This is a genomic window from Nocardia kruczakiae NBRC 101016, from assembly GCF_001612965.1.
Taxonomy (GTDB): Bacteria; Actinomycetota; Actinomycetes; order Mycobacteriales; family Mycobacteriaceae; genus Nocardia; species Nocardia kruczakiae.
Window position 1 is genome coordinate 1 of record NZ_BDBL01000065.1, and the last position, 19869, is coordinate 19869.

Annotated in this window: 16 protein-coding genes; 8 read left to right on the top strand and 8 right to left on the bottom strand. The window is 69.4% G+C overall.

Annotated elements, in window-relative coordinates; translation table 11 throughout:
- Positions 1–827, top strand: an 827-nt coding sequence (locus tag NK1_RS31230) for a DUF4192 domain-containing protein (RefSeq protein WP_063014573.1), incomplete at its 5' end; no start/stop codon positions are given.
- Between the two features lie 35 nt (positions 828–862).
- On the opposite strand, the gene galE is transcribed toward NK1_RS31230, so the two are convergent.
- Together galE and NK1_RS31240 are read right to left on the bottom strand one after the other, a co-directional pair.
- Positions 863–1843 carry a UDP-glucose 4-epimerase GalE gene (gene galE, locus NK1_RS31235; RefSeq protein WP_063014575.1) on the bottom strand — a complete coding sequence of 327 codons (981 nt, stop codon included), beginning with the start codon at positions 1841–1843 and terminating at the stop codon, positions 863–865.
- Between the two features lie 3 nt (positions 1844–1846).
- Positions 1847–2533 (bottom strand): iron-dependent transcriptional repressor DtxR, encoded by a 687-nt coding sequence (locus tag NK1_RS31240; RefSeq protein WP_063014577.1) that lies wholly within the window; start codon positions 2531–2533, stop codon positions 1847–1849.
- A gap of 252 nt (positions 2534–2785) precedes the next feature.
- On the opposite strand from NK1_RS31240, the gene NK1_RS31245 reads away from it, so the two are divergent.
- From NK1_RS31245 to ppc, 3 genes are all read left to right on the top strand, one after another.
- Entirely contained in the window at positions 2786–4018 is a 1233-nt protein-coding gene (locus tag NK1_RS31245; RefSeq protein ID WP_063014579.1) for an acetoin utilization protein AcuC, read from the top strand.
- Positions 4011–6710 (top strand): bifunctional acetate--CoA ligase family protein/GNAT family N-acetyltransferase, encoded by a 2700-nt coding sequence (locus NK1_RS31250; RefSeq protein WP_063014581.1) that lies wholly within the window; start codon positions 4011–4013, stop codon positions 6708–6710. The genes NK1_RS31245 and NK1_RS31250 overlap by 8 nt, the downstream gene beginning before the upstream one ends.
- An 80-nt stretch (positions 6711–6790) precedes the next feature.
- A complete protein-coding gene (ppc, locus tag NK1_RS31255; protein ID WP_157104537.1) occupies positions 6791–9577 on the top strand; it encodes a phosphoenolpyruvate carboxylase in 2787 nt (928 codons plus the stop codon).
- 202 nt (positions 9578–9779) lie between these two features.
- Here the strand turns inward: ppc and NK1_RS31260 are convergent, their stop codons facing one another.
- The 3 genes from NK1_RS31260 to NK1_RS31270 all read right to left on the bottom strand — a co-directional run bounded on the left by NK1_RS31260 (position 9780) and on the right by NK1_RS31270 (position 12944).
- Positions 9780–10748 carry a sigma-70 family RNA polymerase sigma factor gene (locus NK1_RS31260; protein WP_030517242.1) on the bottom strand — a complete coding sequence of 323 codons (969 nt, stop codon included), beginning with the start codon at positions 10746–10748 and terminating at the stop codon, positions 9780–9782.
- 123 nt (positions 10749–10871) lie between these two features.
- Positions 10872–12458: a DUF7782 domain-containing protein gene (locus tag NK1_RS31265; protein WP_084461825.1), complete on the bottom strand. Its 1587-nt coding sequence runs from the start codon at positions 12456–12458 to the stop codon at positions 10872–10874.
- A 66-nt stretch (positions 12459–12524) separates the two neighbouring features.
- Positions 12525–12944, bottom strand: coding sequence for a DUF3099 domain-containing protein (locus tag NK1_RS31270; protein WP_084461828.1), 420 nt, complete (start codon positions 12942–12944; stop codon positions 12525–12527).
- A 271-nt stretch (positions 12945–13215) separates the two neighbouring features.
- Between NK1_RS31270 and NK1_RS31275 the strand changes: the two genes are divergently transcribed.
- Together NK1_RS31275 and NK1_RS31280 are read left to right on the top strand one after the other, a co-directional pair.
- Positions 13216–13449 carry a DUF3039 domain-containing protein gene (locus NK1_RS31275; protein ID WP_030517239.1) on the top strand — a complete coding sequence of 78 codons (234 nt, stop codon included), beginning with the start codon at positions 13216–13218 and terminating at the stop codon, positions 13447–13449.
- A gap of 123 nt (positions 13450–13572) precedes the next feature.
- Positions 13573–14607: a CE1 family esterase gene (locus NK1_RS31280; protein WP_063014584.1), complete on the top strand. Its 1035-nt coding sequence runs from the start codon at positions 13573–13575 to the stop codon at positions 14605–14607.
- A 68-nt stretch (positions 14608–14675) separates the two neighbouring features.
- Here NK1_RS31280 and NK1_RS31285 read toward each other — a convergent pair whose 3' ends face one another.
- Entirely contained in the window at positions 14676–15875 is a 1200-nt protein-coding gene (locus NK1_RS31285; RefSeq protein WP_084461826.1) for a YihY/virulence factor BrkB family protein, read from the bottom strand.
- 182 nt (positions 15876–16057) lie between these two features.
- Here NK1_RS31285 and NK1_RS31290 point away from each other — a divergent pair, with 182 nt between their 5' ends.
- Positions 16058–17779, top strand: a complete 1722-nt coding sequence (locus NK1_RS31290; RefSeq protein WP_245660962.1) for a DEAD/DEAH box helicase — start codon at positions 16058–16060, stop codon at positions 17777–17779.
- 5 nt (positions 17780–17784) lie between these two features.
- Here the strand turns inward: NK1_RS31290 and NK1_RS31295 are convergent, their stop codons facing one another.
- Positions 17785–18378, bottom strand: coding sequence for a TetR/AcrR family transcriptional regulator (locus tag NK1_RS31295; protein WP_063014586.1), 594 nt, complete (start codon positions 18376–18378; stop codon positions 17785–17787).
- A 102-nt stretch (positions 18379–18480) separates the two neighbouring features.
- On the opposite strand from NK1_RS31295, the gene NK1_RS31300 reads away from it, so the two are divergent.
- Complete coding sequence (locus NK1_RS31300) at positions 18481–19218, top strand: SDR family NAD(P)-dependent oxidoreductase (protein ID WP_063014588.1); 738 nt, start codon at positions 18481–18483, stop codon at positions 19216–19218.
- 60 nt (positions 19219–19278) lie between these two features.
- Here the strand turns inward: NK1_RS31300 and NK1_RS31305 are convergent, their stop codons facing one another.
- Positions 19279–19869 carry an SWIM zinc finger family protein gene (locus tag NK1_RS31305; protein WP_063014590.1) on the bottom strand — a complete coding sequence of 197 codons (591 nt, stop codon included), beginning with the start codon at positions 19867–19869 and terminating at the stop codon, positions 19279–19281.

Genomic DNA, 19869 nt, shown 5'->3' on the forward strand with positions numbered 1-19869 from the left:
CGGGGCGGGCCGGGCGGCGCACGGCCCGCCATCGCGATCTGGTGCGGGTGCTCGAGGGCGCGCTGCAGAGCCAGAATGTGCTTCTCGCGGAGGCATGGGCCGTGGGCGAGATCACCCCGGGCGCCGACTGGTGGAGCGTGCTCGATACCGGCAGTGCCGGTACCCAAGCGGATCCGGCGGCCTCGCCGGTCGCACTCGCGCAGGTTCTCGACGGCCGCCCCATCCGGGGCTCGCGCACCGAACTCACCGCCGCGGTGGCAGAGAACACGCCGCTGCGTGTCCAGATCGACGCCGTGATCGGCAATGCCGCGGAGGCCGCCAGGCAGCGGTTCCGGCGCGCACTACGTGCCGGGGAGCCGCGCTCCTACAGTCGCGCCGCCTTGGACATGGTGTTGTGGCAGATCAGCACTGTGGAATCGGGCGATGACCTCGATCCACGTGAACTCGCGGATCTGGCCGTCGCCGTGCGCGACACCGCGGTGCGCGATTCGCTGTTCGCGGTGGCGCTGGGTGCGCACGCAGCGGCGGCCGAGGCGCTGTGGTCTCGTGCCTGCCGCGGCCTCACCGGTCCGGACCGGGCCGAGCTGGCCACCCTCTTCGGCTACAGCGCCTACACCCGCGGTGACGGACCGCTGGCAGGTGTCGCGTTCGAGGCGGCGCTGCAGGCCGACCCGGCTCACCGCATCGCACGACTGCTGGATGCGGCGCTACGCACCGGCATGCGCCCCGACGATGTGCGCAAACTCGCCGTCAGCGGCCGCGATATCGCCGCAGGTCTGGGTGTCGACCTCGTCATCGCCGATCCCGGCGAACCGGAGTCGCGATGACAGCGACCACATCACGGGCCCGGAGGCCGCGCGTATCAGCGAGCGCTGTGCGCGCGGTCACCGAGCGAGGTGAGGAAATCCCATGCATCGGAGACGATTTCGTCGAGATCGTTGTGTTCGGGCTGCCAGCCGAGCTCGTCGATAGCCTTCGCGCTCGACGCGATCAGCACCGCCGGATCACCGGCGCGCCGCGGCGCGTCCACCGCCGGAATCGGCCGGCCCACGACGCGCTCACAGGCCGAGATCACTTCGCGCACCGAGAAACCCGTCCCGCTACCGAGATTGAAGATGCGATGTTCGCCGGGCCGCGACTGCGCCAATGCCAGGACATGTGCGCGGGCGAGATCACGGATGTGGATGTAGTCACGCACCGCGGTGCCGTCCGGTGTCGGATAGTCGGTGCCGAACACCGAAATCGAATCCCGATGTCCCAGAGCCGTTTGCAGGATCAGCGGGATGAGATGGGTTTCCACCACGCGGTTTTCGCCGAGCCCTCCGTACGCGCCCGCGACGTTGAAATACCGCAAGCTCGTCGCGGCCAGACCGTGCGCGACGGCGTACGAGGTGATCGCGTGGTCGATCGCGAGCTTCGAGGCACCATAGGGGTTGGTCGGGCGGGGCGGCGCGGACTCGAGAATCGGAACCTGTTCCGGCTCACCGTAGACCGCCGCGGTCGAGGAGAACACCAGCCGTGGGGTCTGCGTGCGACGAATCGCCTCCAGCAGCGCCAGCGTCTTGACCACATTGCCGTGCCAGTACTTCTCGGGCTGCTGCACCGATTCACCGACCAGCGACTGCGCCGCGAAATGCAGGACACCGTCGAAGGATTCGGATTCGATCAGCTCGACGCCGGTGGTCGCGATATCCCCGTCGACGAATTTCGCGCCGGCCGGCACACCCTCGGCGTTGCCGGTGGACAGGTCGTCGACCACCACGACCTCGTGGCCGTCCTGAACCAGTACCTGGGCGCAGACTCCGCCGACATATCCGGCACCGCCGGTCACCAGAAGTTTCATCCGTCAGGCCAGCCTGACCTGGACGGCGTGGGCCATCTCGTCGGACAGTTCGAAACCGACGTGTCCCGGCACCGAGATGATCACCACACCGGGCTTGGTCTCGACGGTCACGCGGGCATCGGGAACCACCCCGGCCTCCCGCAGCTGACCGATCACGTCCGGATCTGCCTGAATATGTTCCGACAACCGGCGCACCACCACCGCCGACACCTGGCCGGGCGGCAGATCGGAGAGCCGGACCAGGGTCTCCTCACCGGAATTGCCGGAGTTGACGCCGAGTTCGTCCAAGCCGGGGATGGGGTTGCCGTAGGGCGAGGTGGTGGGGTGATTGAGCACCTCGAGCAGACGCAGTTCCACCTCCTCGCTCATCACGTGCTCCCAGCGGCAGGCTTCGGCGTGCACGTTCTGCCAGTCCAGCCCGATCACGTCGACCAGCAACCGTTCGGCCAGCCGGTGTTTGCGCATGACCGCCACGGCCATCGCGCGGCCCTTGTCGGTGAGTTCGAGGTGGCGGTCGCCGGCGACCATCAGCAGACCGTCGCGCTCCATCCGCGCGACCGTCTGACTCACCGTCGGGCCGCTCTGCTCGAGGCGCTCGGCGATACGCGCCCGCAACGGCACCACGCCCTCCTCCTCGAGGTCGTAGATGGTACGGAGATACATCTCCGTGGTGTCGACCAGATCCTTCACCTGTTACCCCTTCGTCGGCACGAATTCTACCCACGCCCGGCTGCACGATCGGCGTCAGCATATTTCGCACGTCCTGCACGAACATCACCGATACCTGCGCGCGCGGCCGGATGCGCGCGGGCGACAGGCGCGCCCGGTGTCGTCTTGCATTTCTACTGCATGACAACGACAACGCGGGTGGTCTGCTTCCCGTGTCCTCGCCGGTGCGAGCAACGCCACGGCGACGGGCCGCGGTGGGCTAGCGTGACCGTTATGGCAGACGACGCCGCCGTGGTGTGGACCGACCGCTTCCTGGACTACACCTGGACCCCGGAACATCCGATGAAGCCGGCCCGGCTCCGATTCACGATGGCGCTCGCGCGCAGTCTGGGTTTGCTCGACGGCATCGAAACCCTCGCACCCGGCCCGGCCGGTGACGGTGAGCTGCTGCGCATTCACACCGCCGCCTACCTCGAGGCCGTGCGCCACGCCGTGCCCGCACCCGCGGGCACGACACCGCCGGCCGCACCCCCGCACGGACTCGGTTCGATGGACAATCCCGTCTTCCCCCATATGCACGAGGCGGCCTCGGTGATCGTCGGCGGAACCCTCGCCGCCGCCGCGGAAATCGCGGCGGGCCGCGCCCGGCGGGCGGTCAGCATCGGGGGTGGTATGCATCACGCGATGCCCGACGCGGCCTCCGGGTTCTGCGTCTACAACGATGTGGCGGTGGCCATTTCGTGGCTGCTGGACAACGGCTTCGACCGCATCGCCTACGTCGACGTCGACGTGCACCACGGCGACGGCGTGCAGCGCGCCTTCTACGACGATCCGCGCGTGCTGACCATTTCGCTGCATCAGCATCCGGCGACGTTGTGGCCGAACACCGGCTGGCCCGAGGAGATCGGCGCCGGCCCCGCGGAGGGCACCGCGATCAATCTCGCCGTGCTGCCCGGCACGCGGGATGCGCAGTGGCTGCGGGGATTTCACGCCGTCGTGCCCGGGGCGCTGGCCGCGTTCCGGCCGCAACTGGTGGTGAGTCAGTGCGGGGTCGACAGCCATCGCGAGGACCCCCTCGCCGACCTCGAACTCACCGTCGACGGCCAGCGCGCGGCGTTTCGTGCCATGCGTGAACTCGCGGACCGGTACGCCGAAGGGCGCTGGCTCGCGGTGGGCGGCGGCGGTTACGGACTGGTCCGGGTGGTGCCGCGTGCGTGGACCCACCTGCTGGCGACGGCGCTGGATCGCGAAATCGATCCGGGCACAGCCATTCCCGAGGACTGGCGTGAGCTGGTGCGCGGCTACGCCCCGACCGTGCCGGCGCCGACCACGATGGGCGACGGCGGCGACACCGCCTTCATCCCCTGGCAGGGGCCGGGCGGCGCGCTCGACACCGGCGACGCCCATCTCGACCGGGCGCAGCGCGCGATCGACACCGCGGTGCTCGCCACCCGCCGCGCGACCTACGGATTACTGGGCCTGGACCCGGAGGACCCCCGTGACTGAATCATCCGCCCCCGCACCGGACGCCGAGAACACTCCCGCCGATCCGCCGCCGCCCCCGCAGCATTGGTTCGCCGACGTGCTCGCCGCCGACGGCGGTGTGGTCCGGCTGCGGCCGATCACCCCCGACGACGCGGAGCCGATGCAGGCCTTCCACGCGGCGCTGTCCGATCGGACCCGTTATCTGCGCTATTTCGGTCCGTACCCGCGGATGACACCGAAGGATCTGTACCGCACCACCCACGTGGACTACCACAACCGGGTGGGGCTGGTCGTCGAACTGGGGTCGGTGATCATCGCGGTCGGCCGCTACGAACTGCTCACCGATCGCGAAGGTCCCCGCGCGGCGGAAGTGGCGTTCGTCGTCGCCGACGAACATCAGGGCCGCGGCCTGGGGTCGATCCTGCTCGAGCATCTGGCCGGTGCGGCCGCCGAGAACGATATCGACACCTTCGTCGCCGAGGTGCTCGCCGAGAACCACACCATGGTCACGGTCTTCCGAGAGGCCGGATACCAGGTGCAGCGCAGCCGCGACGGGTCTGTGCTGCACCTCGAATTCGCCATCGACCCCACCGAAGCGCTGCTGTCGGTGCGGGATTCGCGGGAGCGGGCCTCGGAGGCACGCAGCGTCGGCAATCTGCTGGCGCCGCGGTCGATCGCCGTCATCGGTGCCACCCCGTCGGCGAGCCGGGTCGGCGGGGCGGTGCTGGCGAATCTGCTGTCCGGCGTGTTCCAGGGCCCGGTGTATCCGGTGAATCCGAATCGGACCTCCGTGCGCGGTGTGCGCGCCTATCCGACCGTGCACGACATCCCCGACGAACTGGATCTGGCGGTGGTCGCCGTACCGGCCGAGGAGATCAAATCCGTCCTCGACGACTGTATGGCCAAGGGGGTCAAAGGCCTGCTCGTGTTGACCGCGGGATTCTCCGAAACCGGGCCGGCGGGCTTCCGCGCCGAGCGCGATCTGGTCGACGCCGCGCGCGGCCACGGTATGCGCGTGGTGGGACCGAGCGCGCTCGGTATCGCCAACAGCGATCCGGCGGTCTCGCTGAACGCGACGCTCGCGCCGGTGCTACCGGGCCGCGGCCGGGTCGGATTCTTTTGTCAGTCCGGGCCGCTGGGCGCGGCCATCCTGGCCGAGGCGGCGGCGCGCAAGCTCGGACTGTCGACCTTCGTCTCGGCCGGCAATCGCGCCGATGTGTCGGGTAACGACCTGCTGCAGTACTGGGATACCGATCCCGACACCGACGTCGTGCTGCTGTATCTGGAGACCTTCGGCAATCCGCGCAAATTCTCCCGCATCGCCCGCCGGGTGGCCCGCACCAAACCGGTGGTGGCGGTCAGCAGCGGCCGCAACGCCGCCAACGTGCCGGTCAGCGGTCTGGAACGTTCCGTGGAGCGCGATCTGTTCGCCCAGGCCGGCATCGTGCAGGTCGACACGATCGCCGAACTGTTCGACTGCGCCATGCTGCTGGCCTACCAGCCGCTGCCGGACGGCCCGCGGCTCGCGGTGATCGGCAACAGCGCCGCCCTGGGCTGGCTGGCGGTGGACGCGGCGCGCGGGGAGGGACTGGAGGTCGGGGAGCCGACCGATCTGGGGCCCCAGGCCGAACCCGCCGACTACCTGACCGCCGTCGCGAGTGCGATGGATTCGGCCGAGGTCGACGCCGTCATCGTCATCTTCGCGCCGCCGGTGCCGGCGGCGGTCACCGCCTTCGCCGAGGCGATCCGGGCCGGCGCGCAGGATGCGGTCAAACCCGTGCTCACCACCTTCGTCGCCGATCACGGCATGCCGAATCTGCTCACCGTGCGCGGTGCCGGCGGCATCGTCGACCGCGGTTCCATCCCGTCCTACCCCGATCCGGAACGCGCGGCGCGAGCGCTGGCACGGGTGCGGCGATACGCGGCGTGGCGGACCCGCCCGGCCTCGCTGGTGGTGCGCCCGGACGGTCTCGAGGTCGGGCGGGCGCGAGAACTGGTGGAGCAGTGGATGTCTCGCAGTCCCGACGGGGACTGGCTCGGCGATCTGGAGGCCGCGGAACTGCTCGCCTGCTACGGAATTCGCGTGGTGGAATTCCGGGAGGCACGTGATCCCGAGGCCGCCGTCGCGGCGGCCGCGGAACTGGGATATCCCGTCGCCGCCAAGGCCACCGGCGAAATGTGGCGCAGCCGACCGGATTTCACCGGTGTCCGCCTCGATCTGTGGCGCGACACCGCGGTCCGGCGTGCCTACATCGATCTGGCGGAACTGACCGGCAACGCGGTGGTCCACATCCAGAAGATGGCGACCAAGGGGGTGGGGTGTGTGTTGCGGGTGCAGGACGACCCGTCGTTCGGATCCGTCATCGGATTCGGTCTCTCCGGAACCATCATCGACCTGCTCGGCGACCGCGCCTACCGGGCGTTGCCACTGACCCAGGCCGAGGCGGTCGAACTGATCGACGCCCCGCGCGCCGCCCCGCTGCTCGACGGGCAGGCCGGATCGGGCCGCACCATCGGCGAACCGGTGGACAAGAAGGCGCTGGCCGCACTGGCACAACGCATTTCGGCGCTGTGCGACGATCTGCCGGAGGTACGGGAACTGTCGGTGGAACCGGTGCTGGCCTCACCGGAGGGCGCCGCGATCCTGTACGCGCGCGTGCGGATCGGCCCGGAACCGAGCCGCTTCGACAACGGTCCGCGCCGCCTGGTGTGAGGCGTTCGGTGCCCGGCCCGCCATACCGTGGTGACCAGCGCCACCGCGGCCGGTCCGCGGATATGGTCGATACTGGCCGTATGCGCGAAGATCAGATCGAGAGCGCTACGGCGCCCCTGCGGGACGATATCCGGTTTCTCGGCGCGATCCTGGGCGAGACGATCCGCGACCACGAGGGTCCCGAGGTGTTCGACCTCGTCGAACGGGTGCGGGTCGAGGCCTTCCGGGTGCGGCGTTCGGAAGTGGAGCGCAGCGCCGTCGCGGAGATGCTGCGCGATACCGAGCTGCGGGTGGCGATCCCGCTGATCCGGGCGTTCAGCCATTTCCTGCTGCTGGCCAACCTCGCCGAGGATCTGCAGCGCGACCGCCGTCGCGCGGTGCACGTCGCCGCCGGTGAGCCGCCGCAGGAATCCAGCCTGGCCGCGACGTATCGGGCGCTCGACCACGCTCGCGTCGACGGCGCGCTCGCCGCGGAGGTGCTCGAGGACGCGCTGGTCTCGCCGGTGATCACCGCCCATCCCACCGAGACGCGCCGCCGCACCGTCTTCGACGTTCAGGCCCGCATCACCGAACTGATGCGCCGGCGGGCCCGCTACCGCGAGGACGAACCCGAATACGCCACCATCGACCACGACATCCGCCGCCAGATCCTCACCCTGTGGCGCACGGCGCTGATCCGCCTCGCGCGGTTGCGGATCTCCGACGAGATCGAGGTCGGCCTGCGCTATTACGACCTCACCCTGCTCGAGGTGATTCCGCGGATCAACGCCGAGGTACGCCAGGCGCTACGGACCAGGTGGCCCGGACACGATCTGCTCGCCCGCCCGATCCTGCGGCCCGGTTCGTGGATCGGCGGCGACCGCGACGGCAACCCGAACGTGACCGGCGAAGTGGTCGAACGCGCCACCCGCCGGGCCGCCACCGTGATCTTCGGCCACTATCTGAAAGAGCTTGTTGCCCTGGAGAAGTCGCTGTCGCAGTCGATCCGGTTGGTGGCGATCACCCCGGAACTGTCGCGGCTGGCCGACGCGGCGGGTGACGATTCACCGCAGCGCGCCGACGAACCGTATCGTCGCGCGATCCGCGGCATCCGCCTGCGCCTCGCCGCGACCGCGCAGCGTGCGCTCGGCTCGGCCGCCGAATTCCCCTCGGTGTTCGAACTGTCCGGGGAGCAGCTCGCCCGGGTCTCGCCGTACGAGGGCCCGGACCAGCTGCTGGACGATCTGAACACCGTCGACGCCTCCATGCGCGAATCGGGTGACGGCCTGCTGGCCGACGACCGCCTGGCCGCGCTGCGCGGCGCGGTGGAGACCTTCGGGTTCCACCTGCAGGGCTTGGACATGCGCCAGAACTCGGAGGTGCACGAACAGGTCGTGGCCGAACTGCTCGCCTGGTCGGGTGTGCACGCGGACTATCGCAGTCTGTCCGAACCGGAGCGCATCGAGCTGCTCGCAGCGGAATTGAGCACGCGACGGCCGCTGCTGGGCCCGCACGCCCGGCTGAGCGAACTCGCCACCAAGGAGCTGGGGGTGGTGCGCGCGGCCCGCGCCGCGATCGATGCGCTGGGGCCCGATACGGTGCCCAACTACATCATCAGCATGTGCACCTCGGTGAGCGACATGCTCGAGGCGGCGCTACTGCTGAAAGAGGCGGGCATTCTCGATCCCGGTGACGATCAGACCCCGCCGCACTCGCCGGTCGGGGTGGTTCCGCTGTTCGAGACGATCGACGATCTGCGCGGTGGTGCGGCGACATTGGCCGCGGCACTGGAGGTTCCGGCCTATCGCCGCCTGGTCGCCGCCCGCGCGATGGCCCAGGAGGTGATGCTCGGCTATTCCGACTCCAACAAGGACGGCGGATATCTGGCGGCGAACTGGGCGTTGTACCGCGCCGAACTCGACCTGGTGGAAACCGCGCGCAAAACCGGAATCCGGTTGCGGCTGTTCCACGGTCGGGGCGGGACCGTCGGCCGCGGCGGCGGCCGCAGTTACGACGCGATCCTCGCCCAGCCGGCGGGCGCGGTGCGCGGTTCGCTGCGCCTGACCGAGCAGGGGGAGGTGATCTCCACCAAGTACGCCGAATCCGGTTCCGCCCATCGCAATCTGGAATCGCTGGTCGCCGGCACACTGGAATCGTCGCTGCTGGATGTCGAAGGTCTGGGCTCCGGCGCCGAGGCGGCCTACGAGGTGTTCGAGGAGCTCGCGGACGCGGCGCGCGAGGCGTACGCGCGGCTGGTGCATCGGACGCCCGGATTCGTCGACTATTTCCGGGCCTCCACGCCCATCGCCGAGGTCGCCGACCTCAATCTCGGCAGCCGGCCCGCCTCCCGCAAACCCACCAGTTCGGTTTCGGATCTGCGGGCGATTCCCTGGGTGATGGCGTGGAGCCAGTCGCGGGTGATGCTGCCGGGCTGGTACGGCACCGGTAGCGCCATCCAGGAGTGGGCCGGTACCGATTCCGAGCGCTGGCAGACGCTGCGTGACCTGTATCGGCGGTGGCCGTTCTTCCGCACCGTGATGTCCAACCTGGCGCAGGTGATGGCCAAGGCCGATATGGATATCGCCGCCAGTTACGCCGAGCTGGTCGAGGATGCGACGTTGCGCACCACCATCTTCGGCATGATCCGCGACGAGTTCGACCGCACCGTGCAGGTGCATGCGGCGATCACCGGCAGCGATCAGTTGCTGTCGGACAACCCGGCGCTGGCCGAGTCCATCCGCAACCGCTTCCCGTACCTGGAACCGTTGAACCAGATGCAGGTGGACCTGCTGCGGCGCCGGCGCGCCGGGGACGAATCGGAGTTGGTCGAGCGCGGCATCCTGCTCACGATGAACGGCCTGGCGACGGCGCTGCGCAACTCGGGGTAGCCGCGGCAAACCGGGTAGCCGCGCAATTCGGAGTCGCGGCAACGGGATTCGCGCCGGGAGATCGATACAGCACGCCGGCCGACGGATGTGCCCCGGAGGGGGAAGGGCACACCCGCGTCGGCCGGCGCAGCGGAGGTGACCACCTATCCGGTCACCGGGATGGTGCTGGGCCGGATTCCGGGCGGCCCAGCGTCTGTGTGACCTAGCTGGCGTAGGCGCGCAGGCGGTCCGCCCGCTCACCCTTGCGGAGCTTGGCCATGACTTCGCGCTCGATCTGGCGCACGCGCTCACGCGAGAGACCGAACAGCTTGCCGATCTGGTCGAGGGTGCGCGGCTGGCCGTCGTCGAGGCCGAAGCGCAGCCGGATGACCTGCTGTTCGCGCTCGTCCAGGGTGGCCAGCACGCTGCGCACATCGCGGTGCATGAGCCCGGCGATGACGGCGCTCTCGGCGGAGGTCGCCTCCGAATCCTCGATGAAGTCGCCCAGCGGGGCTTCCTCGTCGTTGCCCACCGGCATGTCCAGGCTCACCGGGTCGCGGCTGTGGTCGAGCAGATCGGCGATCTTCTCCACCGGAATACCCGATTCGGCCGACAGCTCCTCGTCACTGGCCTCGCGGCCGAGCTGCTGATGCAGTTCGCGCTTGATCCGGGCCAGCTTGTTGACCTGTTCCACCAGATGCACGGGAAGGCGGATGGTGCGGCTCTGATCGGCCATACCGCGGGTGATGGCCTGCCGGATCCACCAGGTGGCGTAGGTGGAGAACTTGAAACCCTTGGCGTAGTCGAACTTCTCCATCGCGCGGATCAGACCGAGGTTGCCTTCCTGGATCAGATCCAGCAGCGGCATACCGCGGCCGGTGTAGCGCTTGGCCAGCGATACGACCAGGCGGAGGTTGGCCTCCAACAGATGCTGACGGGCGGCCTGACCGTCGCGGACCAGGATCGCCAGATCCCGCTTGCGGGTCGCCGAGAGCCGCTTACCGGTCTCCAACAGGTGTTGGGCATAGAGGCCCGCCTCGATGCGCTTGGCCAATTCGACCTCGTCGGCGGCCGTCAGCAGCGCGGTCTTACCGATCCCGTTCAGGTACACACGTACCAGGTCGGCTGCCGGGCTCTGGGCGTCGAGGTCCGAATCGATGGCGCGCACTCCAGTGGTGGCGGGGCTTGTCATGACTTGCCTCCTGTCGGTGGTGTCTCACTCCGAACAACGGACCCGACACTGGGAAAGTTCCCCGCCTTGGCGCCGATAAACCGTGCTGAGCTGCGGCTTTCGCAACCTCCGTCTGAGAAGTTCTTAAGAAGGGAACTCCGTGGACATGGGGGAGGACGCGGGGGCACGCGCGGCGTCGGCCGGGGGCGCGTCGAGTTCGTCCGGTGTGATCAGTCCGTGCCGGACCAATCCGGTGACCGCCGACAACGCCTCGGCTCGGAATTGCGGCGTGGCGGTGGTTCCGGTGTGGCCGATTGCGAGCAATTCGACCAGTTCTTCCAACGGCAGCCCGTCGGGCCGCATTCCCGCGAGCAACGCCGCCAGAGTGTCGTCGATCTCGTGCTGCCAGCGGGGACCGTCACCGCGATGCAGCCGGACCACCCGCTCCTGCCAGCCCTCGGCGCCCGGCAGCAGGACGCGTTCGAGCGCGGTCGCGGCGTCGACGGTGAATCGCGCACGCCAGGCGACCTCGTTGTCCGCCAGTACCGTCCGCAGCCACGCCGATCGGCGAAAGTAGGCCGGCGCCTCCGCGCCGAGCGGGTCGTCGAAACCGTGGGTCAGATCCTCGGCGAGCACCTCGGTGGGCCCGTCGATCGCGTGCAGGTAGACGAAGCCGAAGCCGATGCCTTCGACCTGCGCCGCGTCGAAGGCGGCCAGCCACTGCTCGGCCCGCCGCTGTGCCTCGGGATCGCGCGGATCCAGTCCGGCATCGCGCAGCCACGTGCCGACATACAGTGCCGGATCGGCCACATCGCGCTGCACGATCCAGGCGTCGACCCCCTGATCCGGCAGCCAGCTCGCCACCCGGCCGCGCCAGTCCGCATCGCCGGCGTGCACCCAGGAGGCGAGCATGGCCGCGGTACCGCCCGGATTCAGCAGACCGGGCGCCTGCGAGACGACCAGTTCGCTGGCGCCGTCGAGCGCCAGGCCCGAATCGCGGTAGGTGTGCTCGATCCGGGCCGGTCCGACCACGAACGGAGGATTGGCCACCACCTGATCGAAACGGCGCCCGGCGACCGGCTCGAACCACGAGCCCTCGACGAACTCGATGTCGAGGTCGTTGAGGGCGGCGGTCGCCTCGGCCAGCCACAGCGCACGGCCGCTGACATCGGTGCCGGTCACCGTCTTCGCATAGCCGGCGGCGTGCACCGCCTGCACACCGCAGCCGGTGCCGAGATCCAGAACGGATCCGACGGGATCGATCGGCGTCGCGCGCAGCAGCGACAGCGACGCCTGGCCCACGCCCAGGACGTGGTCGGCGCTGAGGGTGCGCCGCCGCATCGAGTCGTCGAGATCCGACAGCACCCAGCGGGTGCCCGAACCCAGATCCAGGGGCCGCAGGTCCAGCGCGGCGCGGATCGAATCGCCGTCGCGCTCGAGCAGACCCGCGGCGACGGCCCGGTCGATGTCGAGCGGGGCGAAGGCCGCGGCCACCTCCCGTTCGGGCAGGGCGTCGCCGAGCAGCAGCAGCCGGATCAGCGTGCCGAGCTCACCGGCGGCGCGCGCGGCCCGGCGCACCGGTACGGGTTCGGAGCGTCCGAGGGCCGCGTGGGCGTCGGCGCCGATGGCCTCGAGCACGGTGTCGGCGTCGTAGCGGACCCGGGTCAGCGCGGCGCGCAGCGCGGGTGCGAGGGCGGTGAGCAGGGAGGCGGTGGTCCGGTCGGCAGGCACAGGAGAACTCTGCCACCTGGTACGGGGCACCGCTCTCGCCGGGTCCGGGCAGGTAGCCCGCGTCGTTCAGCCGTCGATGGAACGATGCTGTCCCGATTCGAGCGCTTTCGCCGCGCGGCGCTCGTCCCACCGGCTGGGCTCGTCCTTGCTGCGCGGTGGCCGGTCGTTCGCGATGAGTACGGCGATCCAGGGCAGCGGGATGGAGACACCGATGATGGCCAGCGAGATCAGCGCATTGCTCCACAGGCCGTACGCGGCCGCCGCCAGCACCAGGCAGGGAATGCGGAAACCCATCAGGATCATGTAGCGCTTCACGCGGGCGCGGTGCTGCTGGTCCAGCGAGGGTGCGGCCTCGGTGATCAGGACCGGATGCTTGTCCTCGCCGGGGAAATAGCCGGTCGAGGCGCGGGTGGGGCGGGGGACCGAACCGGGTGGCCGGCGTTCGAACGTCGCGCTCGAAGGCCGCGGATCGGCCGCCGCCGACATGTCCGGAGCCTCGGCGGTATTCGCGAAGCCGCCGGGTTCGGCCGCACGTGCGGCCTCGCCCTCCGGACCGACCCGCCCCGGGCCCGACGTCCGGGACTCGGGCGGTAGGTCGGAGGAGTCGCCGTCACGCTGCATACGTCGAGTCTTCCACTCCGCATGATCGAATGCACACGCGCCCGCCACCGCGCAAGCACCGCCGAACCGCCGGGTGTTCGATGAGGTTGACGACACCCGCTCACCAGCCTCGCGCGCCGATGGCAGAATCGATGGGGTGAGCACCGACACCCTGGTTCGTCCGGATACGACCACCGACGAGACGACCGACAGCGATACTCCCAAATTCTTCCACTACGTGAAGAAGGACAAGATCGCCGAAAGTGCCGTCATGGGCACCCATGTCGTGGCGCTGTGCGGCGAAGTGTTCCCGGTGACGCGCTCGGCCAAGCCCGGCTCGCCGGTCTGCCCGGACTGCAAACGCATCTACGAGATGATGAAGAAGGACTGAGCTCGAAGGACGGATCGAGCGGCCGTTCCGGGCCGTGTCATCCGACTGCGCCCACGCCCGCCTCGCTTGTGTGATCATTGTTCTCTTCGGTGAGAACAATATTTTCCGCGAGGTGGGCAGTACATGTATATCGCGACGTCCCGGTGGTTTCGCACGGTCTCGTCCATCGCGGCGACACTTCTGACGGCTGCCGCCCTCTCGACCGCGACCACCGCTCATGCCGGCGAACCGGAGAAGGTACCGGCACAGCCGTCGCCGGGATGTTCGGCGTCGCATCCGACCGGCACCTCGATCGAAAGCTTCGCGGCGGCCGGGAAATCCGGGACCTACCTCCTCGACGTTCCCGCCGCCATCGCGCCGCTGCCGCTGGTCGTCGATCTGCACGGCTATCTGGAACCGGCCGCACTCGAGTATGCGGGCACCGGTCTGGGGCCCTTCGGCATGGCCAACGGATTCGCGACGGTCACGCCGCAGCTGGACGAACCCGGTGTGCCGCGGTGGGATTTCGGCCAGAACAGCGCCGATATCGCGTATCTGTCCGACCTGCTGACCCACGTCGAGGCCACCCGGTGCGTGGACGCACGCCGCGTCTACGTAGCCGGGCTGTCGATGGGCGCCTTCACCACCTCGTCGCTGGCCTGCCAGCTCGCGGACCGGATCGCCGCGGTGGCACCGGTGGCCGGACTACAGGACTTCGCATGGTGTGATCCGGTTCGTGCTGTGCCGATGGTGGCCTTCCACGGCACCGAGGATCCGATCGTCGCCTATACCGGCGGGGTCGGGCCCAATGCGAAATACCTCCCCTCGGCCGACGGAACGGGGTCGGCGGCTCAGCGCGGCGATACGCGGCCCGGTGGGGTGGACGGTCCCGGACCGGTGAGCATCCCCGATCAGGCGGCGGCGTGGGCGCGGCGCGAAGGATGCGGGACCCAACCGCAACAGCAGCAGGTAGCCCCGGATGTCGTGCGCTACACCTATCCGTGCCCGGACCGGACGGCCGTGCAGTTGTACGCGGTAGTCGGCGGCGGCCACACCTGGCCGGGCACCGCGTCGGTGATCTCGCCGGAACCGCTGGTCGGCCGCACCACGACCGCGATCAGCGCGAACCGGATCATCTGGGACTTCTTCCGCGACCACCCGCTACCGGCCGGGAGGTGAGGCACGCGCCGACCGGGCGCAACCGAGGGCGATGGTCCGCGTGCCGGCGCAGGCTCGATCGTCGGCGGTTATCCCGCGGGGCGGATCCGGCCCTGGTCGAGAATGGACGGTGGACGGGTGTCGGCGCGGTAGGCGGAACCACCGGCGGGATCCTCGGGCCGGTCGTCCTGAGGCGGGCCGTCCGAGTGCTGCCGATCCGCGGCTCCGGGGTCATCGGACCGAGTCCACGGCAGATCCGAGGGCGGTTCGTCGTCGGTCCGCGCGGTCTCGATCTCGTCGTCGCTGCCGTCGTGCCGGTGCTTGCGCCGGGCCCACCATTGCTTGAACTGTTCGAACCGGGTCGCCCGGGCCGGCCAGAACTCCTGCACGGTGGCATTGAATTCCGCGCCCAGAATCACCGCGAACGCCAGGAAGAACGTGAAGAGCAGGAAGGCGATCGGTGTCGCCAGCGCCCCGTAGCTGACGCCGGCCCGCGCCGCGTAGGTCAGATAGCGGCGCAGGATGTCGCTGGCCGCCATGAAGAAGATGCCGGCCACCAACGCCCCGCCGAAGAGCCGATGCCACGGCAGCGACCGGTGCAGCGCCAGTTTGTACAACGTGGTCAGGCCGACGATGAGCAGCAGCCCGGCCGCCGGATAGTAGAAGGTGTCGATCAGGCGCAGCCCGGGTTCGCGCCAGTTCGGTGGCAGCGTGCGCCCGATCAGGGTCGGGCCCAAGGCCACCAGCGGCAATACGAATACGGCCGCCACCAGGAACAGCAGATACAACCCGAGCGCGAAGATCCGCTGCCAGACCGGATGGCGGGCGTCGGCCTGTCCGTGCGCGGCGACGATGGAATCGACGAAGGTCGCCATGGCCGAGGACCCCGCCCACAGCGACAGCACGAAACCCACCGACACCACCGCACCGCGACCGCGCTGCAGCACGTCGCGCACGGTCGGCGCGATCATCTCGTCGACGACGTTGGCGCTGAACAGGTTGCGGCTGAAGCTGACGATCTTGCCCTCGACGATATGGACGGTGTCGGGGCCGAACAGTCCGCCGACGTAACCGATACTGCCCAGCAGTCCGAGCAGCAGTGGCGCCAGCGACAGGGTCTGCCAGAACGCGGCGGCGGCCGATTTGGCGAAGATGGAATCTCCCCACGCCTTCTCCGTGACTCGCGCGATCACCTGCCAGATCCGCCGCAGCGCGGCCACGACTCGACCGCGCAGCCGCTGCCAGGAGCGCGCTGCGCCGGACGTCGAGGCCGGTCGGTCGGAACACATCGTGAGTACAGCATTGCCCACCGAGGGCGCCACGGCAGCAACGGGCCGCGAACGTGTCGTCCGTGTTCTGCCGCACAGGCGTGCGGTGATCTGCGAGGTGAGCCGGGCCGTCGCCGGATTCGTGGCAGATCACGTGGTGTCGAATTGGCTAGGTGTCGGTGCCGGTCGCTACTGTCTGTCGAGTGACTTCGGGTGGTGGCGGTTCGTTACGAGCATGGCAGCGCAGAGCACTCACCAGATATCTGACGACCAAACCACGTGATTTCCTGGCTGTGGCGACGCCCGGCGCGGGTAAGACCACGTTCGCGTTGCGGCTGGCGACCGAACTGCTCACCGACCGCACCGTCGACCAGGTCACCGTGGTCGCGCCCACCGAACACCTCAAGCATCAGTGGTCGGCGGCGGCGGCGCGGCTCGGCATCCAGCTGGATTCGAACTTCTCCAACAGCACCGGCGGCACCTCCGGCGATTTCCACGGCGTCGTGGTCACCTACGCCCAGGTCGCCTCGCATCCGTTCAAGCACAGGGTGCGGACCGAGAACCGCCGGACCCTGGTGATTCTCGACGAGATCCACCACGCCGGTGACGCCAAGAGCTGGGGCGATGCGGTGGCCGAGGCGTTCGGCGACGCCACCCGCCGCCTGGCGCTGACCGGTACTCCCTTCCGCAGTGACGATTCGCAGATCCCGTTCGTCAACTACGAACCGGACGAATCCGGTTTCCCGCGGTCGAGTGCCGACTACACCTACGGCTATTCCGAGGCCCTCGCCGACGGTGTGGTCCGGCCGGTGGTCTTCCTCGCCTATTCCGGTGAGGCGCAGTGGCGCGACAGCGCGGGTGAGGAGTATTCCGCCCGGCTGGGTGAACCGCTGAGCGCCGAACAGACCGCCCGCGCGTGGCGGACCGCCCTCGATCCGGCCGGTGACTGGATGTCGAAGGTGCTGACCGCCGCCGACACCCGGTTGCGGCAGCTGCGCGCCACCGGCATGCCCGACGCCGGCGGCCTGGTGATCGCGACCGATCAGGAGAAGGCCCGCGATTACGCCGAACTGCTGGAACACATTTCGGGTAGCAAACCGGCGGTGGTCCTCTCCGACGATCCCACCTCCTCCCAGCGGATCGGGGAGTTCGCCAACAGCACCGATCCGTGGATGGTCGCCGTGCGCATGGTGTCCGAAGGTGTGGACGTGCCGCGTCTGGCCGTCGGCGTCTACGCGACCAGCGCCTCGACCCCGCTGTATTTCGCCCAGGCCATCGGCCGTTTCGTGCGTGCGCGCCGCACGGGGGAGACCGCGAGCGTCTTCCTGCCGTCGGTGCCGGTGCTGCTCGATCTGGCCGCCCAGCTCGAAGTGCAGCGCGATCACGTCATCGGCAAACCGCATCGGGAGAAGAACGCTCTCGACGACGAGCTGCTGATCGATGCTAACAAGCAGAAGGACGAGCCGGGCGAGGAGGAACGCGCGTTCGTCGCGCTGGCGGCCGATGCCGAACTGGATCAGGTGATCTACGACGGCGATTCGTTCGGTACCGCGACATTCTCCGGCAGCGACGAGGAGGCCGACTACCTCGGCATTCCGGGCCTGCTGGACGCCGACCAGATGCGGGCCCTGCTGCGCGACCGTCAGACTCGCCAGATCCGCGAACGCAGCGCCGCCGTCTCGGTGGCCGAGGCGCCCGACGCCGGACCCTCCGCGGCGGCCGCGGCCGAGCGTGTCGCGACCGCAGACCGGCTGGGGGAGTTGCGGCGTGAACTCAACTCGCTGGTCGCCATGCATCATCACCGCACCGGGAAACCGCACGGGGTGATCCACGGCGAACTCCGGCGCGAATGCGGCGGACCGCCGACGGCGTTGGCGACCGCCGATCAGTTGTCCCAGCGCATCGCGGCGTTGCGCCGCATGTAGCCGGCTCAGTCCGGCCAGGCCTGTAGTGCCCGGTCGATCGTCCGGCCGAGCCGGTGCGGGTCTGTTCCGTCACCGGCCTGCACCGACAGTCCGAACAGCACGGCGGTGTAGAAGTCGGCGAGACCCTCGATATCGGCATCGGCCCGCAGATCGCCGTCGTGGATGCCGCGGTCGAGTCGCTGCCGCACCGCTTCGGTGGTGTGGCGGCGGCACTGCGCGAGCAGATCGCGGACGGCGCCGTGGCGAGGCCCCGCCGTAGTGCCCGCGACCACCACCAGGCATCCGCGCGGCGTGGCGGGGTCACAGTAGGCGGCGGCGTTGTCGCGCAGCATCGCCTCGACGGCCGCGCGAGCGGTGGGCGCGGTCTCGAGCGCGCGGGCGGTGTACCCGCCCTCGGTGCGCCCGTAGAGTTCGACGGCCTCGCAAAACAACTGCTCCTTACATCCGAAGGCGGCGTACAGGCTGGGGGAATTGATTCCCATCGCGGACGTCAGATCGCTCATCGCGGCGCCCTCGTACCCGTGTGCCCAGAACACCTCCATCGCGCGCCGCAGCGCGATGTCGCGATCGAATCCGCGCGGTCGTCCGCGTTCGGCCATCGAATCCTCTTTCTGTGTCGATCACTAAATATATCTCTTGACGGCCGTGGGTTCGACCTGCTTGGCTATTTTTGTATTGATCGACACAGAATTGGAGTGCAGATGAGCGAGTCGACCACCGTGGCTCTCGTGACCGGAGGCAGCCGGGGCATCGGTGCCGCGATCGCGCGGCGGCTGGCCGCCGACGGGATGGATGTGGCGCTGACCTACCGCGGCGGCGCCGAGGCGGCCGAGGCGGTGGCCGCCGATATCCGTGCCCTCGGGCGGCGCGCGATCGCGGTGCGCGCCGACAGCGCCGATGCCGGGCAGGTCACCGCGGCGGTCCATCGCACCGCCGCGGAACTGGGCGGCGTCGACGTCCTGGTCAACAACGCGGGCATCTTCCCGGCCAAGCCGTTCACCGATTTCACCGTCGCCGAGATCGATGAGGCGCTGCACATCCACGCCCGGGCGGCTTTCGTCGCGGCGCAGGCCGCACTCGCGTACATGGGCCCCGGCGGGCGCATCATCAGCATCGGCTCGAATCTGTCCGAACGCGCGCTGTTCGAGGGACTGACGCTCTACAACCTCAGCAAATCCGCACTCAACGGATTCACCCGTGCCCTCGCCCGGGAACTGGGCCCCCGCGGAATCACGGTCAATCTCGTCCAGCCGGGCTCCACCGACACCGATATGAACCCGGCCGCGTCCTCGCACGCCGAGAACCAACTGCGGCATTCGGCGCTCGGGCGCTTCGGCGAGGCCGACGACGTCGCGGGTGTCGTCGCCTTCCTCGCCGGCCCGTCCGGCACCCGGCTGACCGGTGCGACCCTCACCGTCGACGGCGGTACCAACGCCTGACATTCCGTCGTGCGGGCCGCACAGTCCGGCCCGCACGACGGCTGACGGCAGGAGCGTCGTCTAACCGGCAGAGTGTCGCCGCACCGGCTCATCCGTCGCCATGCCGGTGAAAAACGTTGCGGGGTCGAGAGAATCGAGCGGTGTCCACCGCGCGGGCGGGGCGTCCGCCGCTCCGCTCTCCGGCGCGCCACCGGACCGGTAGCCCTGCAGATCCAAGGACAGCCAAGGGTTCTCGTCCACCGCCCGGGCGAGGGCATAGCAGGCTGCCAGCAGGTGCAGGCAGCGTGGATTGCGGGCCGAGCACGAGCAGTCGGTCGCGTCGAGCCGAGGTGTCGGGGCCAGGCCGGCGGCGGTGAGGACGGCGTGCACCTCATCGGTGAGTTGGACCAGATGCGCGGGGATGTGCTCGGCCATGGCGTTCACCACGGACGCCGGCAACGGTGCGATCTCCAGCAGTGTCACCGACGCCTGCCCGCCGCGGTGGATATGCGCCGAGACCGTCGTGCCGTCGACATCCAGGCGGACGCCACCGTTGCGGGCGATACTGCGGGCCCGGGGCAGCAGCGGCTCGGGACGTGCGGTCCGGATCGGCTCGGCCAGCCGCACCCAGCCCATACCCCACGGCGTATAACCGAATTCGTTGTCGGGCAT

Bases quoted from the DNA above. Each gene is read 5' to 3' on its own strand.
- NK1_RS31270 (WP_084461828.1), bottom strand. From the start codon at position 12,944: ATGTCGGCGGCGGCCGATCCGCGGCCTTCGAGCGCGACGTTCGAACGC.
- ppc (WP_157104537.1), top strand. From the start codon at position 6,791: ATGCGCGAAGATCAGATCGAGAGCGCTACGGCGCCCCTGCGGGACGAT.
- NK1_RS31245 (WP_063014579.1), top strand. From the start codon at position 2,786: ATGGCAGACGACGCCGCCGTGGTGTGGACCGACCGCTTCCTGGACTAC.
- NK1_RS31305 (WP_063014590.1), bottom strand. From the start codon at position 19,869: ATGCCCGACAACGAATTCGGTTATACGCCGTGGGGTATGGGCTGGGTG.
- NK1_RS31295 (WP_063014586.1), bottom strand. From the start codon at position 18,378: ATGGCCGAACGCGGACGACCGCGCGGATTCGATCGCGACATCGCGCTG.
- NK1_RS31260 (WP_030517242.1), bottom strand. From the start codon at position 10,748: ATGACAAGCCCCGCCACCACTGGAGTGCGCGCCATCGATTCGGACCTC.
- galE (WP_063014575.1), bottom strand. From the start codon at position 1,843: ATGAAACTTCTGGTGACCGGCGGTGCCGGATATGTCGGCGGAGTCTGC.
- NK1_RS31280 (WP_063014584.1), top strand. From the start codon at position 13,573: ATGTATATCGCGACGTCCCGGTGGTTTCGCACGGTCTCGTCCATCGCG.
- NK1_RS31285 (WP_084461826.1), bottom strand. From the start codon at position 15,875: ATGTGTTCCGACCGACCGGCCTCGACGTCCGGCGCAGCGCGCTCCTGG.
- NK1_RS31300 (WP_063014588.1), top strand. From the start codon at position 18,481: ATGAGCGAGTCGACCACCGTGGCTCTCGTGACCGGAGGCAGCCGGGGC.